The 4,660-nt window shown below is 65.7% G+C and carries 4 protein-coding genes and 1 pseudogene; 3 read left to right on the top strand and 2 right to left on the bottom strand.

Annotation, left to right across the window (positions count from 1 at the left end):
- Nucleotides 1–36: 36 nt before the first annotated feature.
- Both lptG and lptF read right to left on the bottom strand, forming a co-directional pair.
- On the bottom strand, nucleotides 37–1,185 hold the full coding sequence (gene lptG, locus JYJ84_RS28880; RefSeq protein ID WP_122946053.1) for an LPS export ABC transporter permease LptG: 1,149 nt from the start codon (nucleotides 1,183–1,185) through the stop codon (nucleotides 37–39).
- A 3-nt stretch (nucleotides 1,186–1,188) separates the two neighbouring features.
- Entirely contained in the window at nucleotides 1,189–2,280 is a 1,092-nt protein-coding gene (lptF, locus tag JYJ84_RS28875; protein ID WP_122946052.1) for an LPS export ABC transporter permease LptF, read from the bottom strand.
- 122 nt (nucleotides 2,281–2,402) lie between these two features.
- Between lptF and JYJ84_RS28870 the strand changes: the two genes are divergently transcribed.
- The 3 genes and pseudogenes from JYJ84_RS28870 to JYJ84_RS28860 form a co-directional block, all read left to right on the top strand.
- A complete protein-coding gene (locus JYJ84_RS28870; protein WP_122946051.1) occupies nucleotides 2,403–3,914 on the top strand; it encodes a leucyl aminopeptidase in 1,512 nt (503 codons plus the stop codon).
- Nucleotides 3,915–3,948: 34 nt separating this feature from the next.
- Nucleotides 3,949–4,365, top strand: a complete 417-nt coding sequence (locus JYJ84_RS28865) for a DNA polymerase III subunit chi (protein WP_122946050.1) — start codon at nucleotides 3,949–3,951, stop codon at nucleotides 4,363–4,365.
- Between the two features lie 25 nt (nucleotides 4,366–4,390).
- Nucleotides 4,391–4,660 (top strand): annotated as a pseudogene (locus JYJ84_RS28860) (DUF2486 family protein); the annotation flags it as partial.

Below are 4,660 nucleotides of genomic sequence, written 5' to 3'. Positions count from 1 at the left end.
CGAACTCATGTCGAAGCCTCCGTCATGACGCGGCGCTCAGTGCCGGTCGACCCACTTGAGCGAGAACAGGCCGAGCGCGAGATAGATCAGGCCCGGCGTCGCCGCGGTGAGCGGCGCGGGCCACGTGTTCAGCGTGCCGATGTGCGAGAACAGCGTATTGAGGAGCTGGAAGCTCATGCCGAGCATGATGCCGCCGAACACCTTCACGCCGACCACGCCCGCACGCGTGTGCAGGTACGCGAACGGCAGCGACAGCACGAGCATCACGAACACCGCGAACGGATACAGCAGCTTGCGCCACAGCGCGATGTCGTAGCGCTGCGTGTCCTGCTGGTTCTCGCGCAAGTGCTGGATGTAGCGGAACAGGTTGATGATCGACATGCGCTCCGGCGACACGAGCAGCACCGACAGGATCTGCGGCGTCAGGTCCGAGCGCAGCCGGTATTCGGGCAGCGATACCTGCTGCGACCGGTATACGGGGTTCAGCGCGTCAGCCGGCTGGCCGCTGATCGGCTTGATCGGCGTCAGCTCCGTTTCGGTGACGCCCTTCAGCAGCCAGTGGCCGGGCGGCTCGTAGCGGCCCGTCTGCGCGATCCGCACGTTGCGCAGCTGGAATTTCGAATCGAATTCGTAGATGCGCACGTTGCTGATCGTCGAGTCGGGCGACAGGCTGCCGACGTTGACGAAGCGCGTGACCTGCTCGCCGTTTTCACGGGCCGCGAGCGTGTCCTTCACCCACACGCCCGACTGGAAGTTCGACGACACCGACGCGCCGAGCGCCTGCAGCCGCACGCGTTCGGACAGCTGGTCGGCGTACGGGCCGACGAATTCGCCGATCAGGTAAGTGACGATCACGAGCGGCACGCCGATCTTCAGCAGCGAGCGCAGCGCCTGGTTGGTCGCGAGGCCCGACACGCGGAAGATCGTGAATTCCGAGTTCGCGGCCATCTGCGCGAACACGTAGATCGCGCTGATCAGCGCGGCAACCGGGATGATCTCGTAGAAGCGTGACGGCGTTTGCAGCGCGACGCGCAGCACCGCGTAGCCGAACTTGTAGTTGCCGTGCCCGACCGAGTTCAGTTCACTGATCAGGTCGAAGAAGAAGAACAGGCCCGAGAACGCGAACAGGATGAAGACGAACGTGACGTAGATCTGCCGCGCGAAGTACTTTTCATAGAGCCGCATCGATCATGCTCCCGAGCGGCCGAACAGCGCGCGTGTAAACAGCGGACGATTGCGCACGCGCAACCAGAAGATGAACGCGACGATCGCCGCAACGACCAGATGCAGGCCGACCAGGCCGACGCCGAACGACATCTTGCCCTGCTCGATCTGCGCCTGCACGACGTTCAGCAGGTTCGAGTACGTGAGGTAGATCAGCACGGCCATCACGAGGTTGATCGTGCGGCTGCGGCGCGGGTTCTGGTACGACAGCGGAATGCCGAGCACCATCAGGTTGATCGCGATCAGCGGCAGCCCCGCGCGCCATGCGAATTCCGCGAGGTTGTCGCGTGTCGGGTTGCGCAGCAGGTCCGGCGTCGGCGTGCTGTTGGTGGTCGGCACGTTGGTGACCGGCGTGCTCGTGATCTTCACGCCGTAGCGCTCGAACTCCATGATCTTGAAGTTCGGCTGGCCGGGCGTGCCATCGTAGCGGCGGCCGTCTTCCAGGACGACGAAGCGGCTGCCGTCGTGCGTTTCGGTATGGCCCGTCTGCGACACGACCACGTTGACCTTGCCGTTTTCGGTCGAGGTCACGAATACGTTCTGCACCTTGCTCTGGTCGGGCGTCATCTTCTCGATGAAGAACACGCGGTGGTTCGCGGCCGACTCGCGGAACTGGCCCGGCGCGAGCAGCGAGATCTCGTCGCGCTGCTGGAAGCGCGCCTTGATCATCTTGCTCTGCTGGTTCGACCACGGCCAGCCGACGAATGCGAAGAACGCGATCAGCAGCACGATCGGCGTGGCGAACACGCCGATCGGCTTGATGAGGCGCGTGAGGCTCACGCCCGACGCGAGCCACACGACCATTTCGGAGTCCCGGTACCACCGGGTCAGCACGAACAGGATCGACACGAACAGCGTGACGACGAGCATCACGGCGAGGTAGCCGATCACGGTGAGGCCGATCAGCACGAGGACGTCCCGCGGATCGATTTCACCGGACGCGGCGTAGCCGACGATGCGGATCATCATCGTCGTGAGCATGATCGTGAGCAGCACCATGAACACGGCGCCAGCCGTATACGCAAGCTCGCGCTGGAGGGAGCGTTCGAAGATCATTCTTGATGAGAAGAGGGCGGGAGGCTGCGCACGCGTGGTGGAGCGCTCGCGCCGCCACGGGAAAAATAGCGGATAATTGCGGCTTTCATCCTTAGCCCAGATTTTATCCGAGGACAAGCGCGATGGACTTTAGCATAAAAGGCTGTGATTGGAGCAAAGGCGAGGCCAAGGGGTTCCTGACCGGGAAGTCCGACTGCATCGTGCTCGGCATCTTCGAGGCGCAGACCCTTTCGGGCGCGGCGCTCGACATCGACACGGCCACCAAGGGGCTGATTTCGCGCGTGGTGAAGGCCGGCGACATGGACGGCAAGCGCGGCAAGACGCTGTTCCTGCACGAAGTGTCGGGCATCGGCGCGTCGCGCGTGCTGCTCGTCGGCCTCGGCAAGCAGGATGCTTTCAATCAGAAAGCCTATAACGATGCAGTGACGGCCGCATGGCGCGCGCTGCTGGCGACCAAGGTCGTCCAGGTCACGTTCACGCTCGCGCAACTGCCGGTCGACGAGCGCAGCTCCGACTGGGGTGTGCGCGCGGCAATTCTCGCGCTGCGCAACGAGACCTACCGCTTCACGCAGATGAAGAGCAAGCCGGAACCGGCGTCGCACACGCTCAAGCGCGTCGTGTTCAGCGTCGATCCGTCCGACGAAAAGGCCGCGAAGGTTGCGATCAAGCAGGCCGTCGCCCTCGCGAACGGGATGGATCTCACCCGCGACCTCGGCAATCTGCCGGGCAACGTCTGCACGCCGACCTACCTCGGCAACACCGCGAAGAAGATCGCGAAGGATTGGGGCCTGAAGGCGGAAGTGCTCGGGCTCAAGCAGATCCAGGCGCTGAAGATGGGCTCGTTCCTGTCGGTCGCGCGCGCGTCGGTCGAGCCGCCGCAGTTCATCGTGCTGCACTACCAGGGCGCCGCCGTTAAGGCCGCGCCGGTCGTGCTGGTCGGCAAGGGCATCACGTTCGACACGGGCGGCATCTCGCTGAAGCCGGGCGAGGGCATGGACGAGATGAAGTACGACATGTGCGGCGCCGGTTCGGTGCTCGGCACGATGCGTGCGGTCGCCGAGATGGGCCTGAAGATCAACGTCGTCGCGATCGTGCCGACCTGCGAGAACATGCCGGGCGGCAACGCGACGAAGCCGGGCGACATCGTCACCAGCATGAAGGGCCTGACGATCGAGGTGCTGAACACCGACGCCGAAGGCCGTCTGATCCTGTGCGACGCGCTCACGTACGCCGAGCGCTTCAAGCCGGCTGCGGTGATCGACGTTGCCACGCTGACGGGCGCGTGCGTGATCGCGCTGGGCGGCCACAACAGCGGCCTGTTCTCGACCGACGACGCGCTCGCGGGCGAACTGCTCGACGCGTCGCGCGAGGCGAACGACCCGGCGTGGCGGATGCCGCTCGACGACGAGTACCAGGACCAGCTGAAGTCGAACTTCGCGGATATCGCGAACATCGGCGGGCGCCCGGCCGGTGCCGTGACGGCCGCGTGCTTCCTGTCGCGCTTCACCGACAGCTATCCGTGGGCCCACCTCGACATCGCGGGCACCGCATGGAAGGGTGGTGCGGCGAAGGGCGCGACGGGCCGTCCGGTGCCGCTGCTCGCGCAGTTCCTGATCGACCGCGCCGGCCAGTGATGGCGGTGCTGACGACGATGCGGGTGCACGGGCGATGACGCGGATCGATTTCCATTCGAACGTCGGCGATTCGCTCGAGTACGCGTGCCGGCTGCTGCGCAAGGCCTACCAGGCCGGGCAGCCGGTCGTCGTGCTCGCCGAGCCCGCGCGCCTGCGCGCGCTCGACGAGCGGCTCTGGACGTTTTCGCCGCTCGATTTCATCCCGCATTGCGGTGTCGACAGCGAGCACGCAGCCGGCACGCCGATCGTGCTGGCCGCGGATCTCGACCGCGCACCGCATCATCATGTGCTGCTGAACCTCGGCGCAGCCGTGCCCGCGCAGTTCGCCCGCTTCGAGCGCCTGCTCGAAGTGGTCGGCAACGCGCCGGACGAGCTGGCCGCGGGCCGCGACCGCTACCGGTTCTACCGCGACCGCGGCTACGCGCTGAACAACTACAAGCAGGGCAGCTAGCCGCAACCGTCGACGGAGTGTTCCCGTGACAGAAGCCGATTCATCCTCGATCCCGACGCTGACCGACGTGCTGGTGCCGGGCAAGCCGGTGCCGGCGCGCTCACGCGCGTCCGACACATCTCAGCCTCAGCCCGGTGCGCAGACGCCGGTGCTCACCGACGTGGTCGAACCGCACACCGCAGGTGTGGCGCGGGCCGACGCCGCGCAAGGTGAACTTGACCCCGATTCCGTCGTCGTCGAACCCGTGCCGACGCCGCACGTGCCGGCGGTCGAACTGCCGGGCGACGTGGCGACG

Origin of the sequence: Burkholderia sp. LMG 13014 (assembly GCF_905232215.1) — a bacterium.
Lineage (GTDB): Bacteria > Pseudomonadota > Gammaproteobacteria > Burkholderiales > Burkholderiaceae > Burkholderia.
Note: the sequence above shows the minus strand (reverse complement) of the source record. Positions and strands in the feature narration are given on the sequence as shown.

What these genes read in the sequence shown, in the direction of transcription:
- JYJ84_RS28870 (WP_122946051.1), top strand. Translation starts at nt 2,403, where the DNA reads ATGGACTTTAGCATAAAAGGCTGTGATTGGAGCAAAGGCGAGGCCAAG.
- lptF (WP_122946052.1), bottom strand. Translation starts at nt 2,280, where the DNA reads ATGATCTTCGAACGCTCCCTCCAGCGCGAGCTTGCGTATACGGCTGGC.
- JYJ84_RS28865 (WP_122946050.1), top strand. Translation starts at nt 3,949, where the DNA reads ATGACGCGGATCGATTTCCATTCGAACGTCGGCGATTCGCTCGAGTAC.
- lptG (WP_122946053.1), bottom strand. Translation starts at nt 1,185, where the DNA reads ATGCGGCTCTATGAAAAGTACTTCGCGCGGCAGATCTACGTCACGTTC.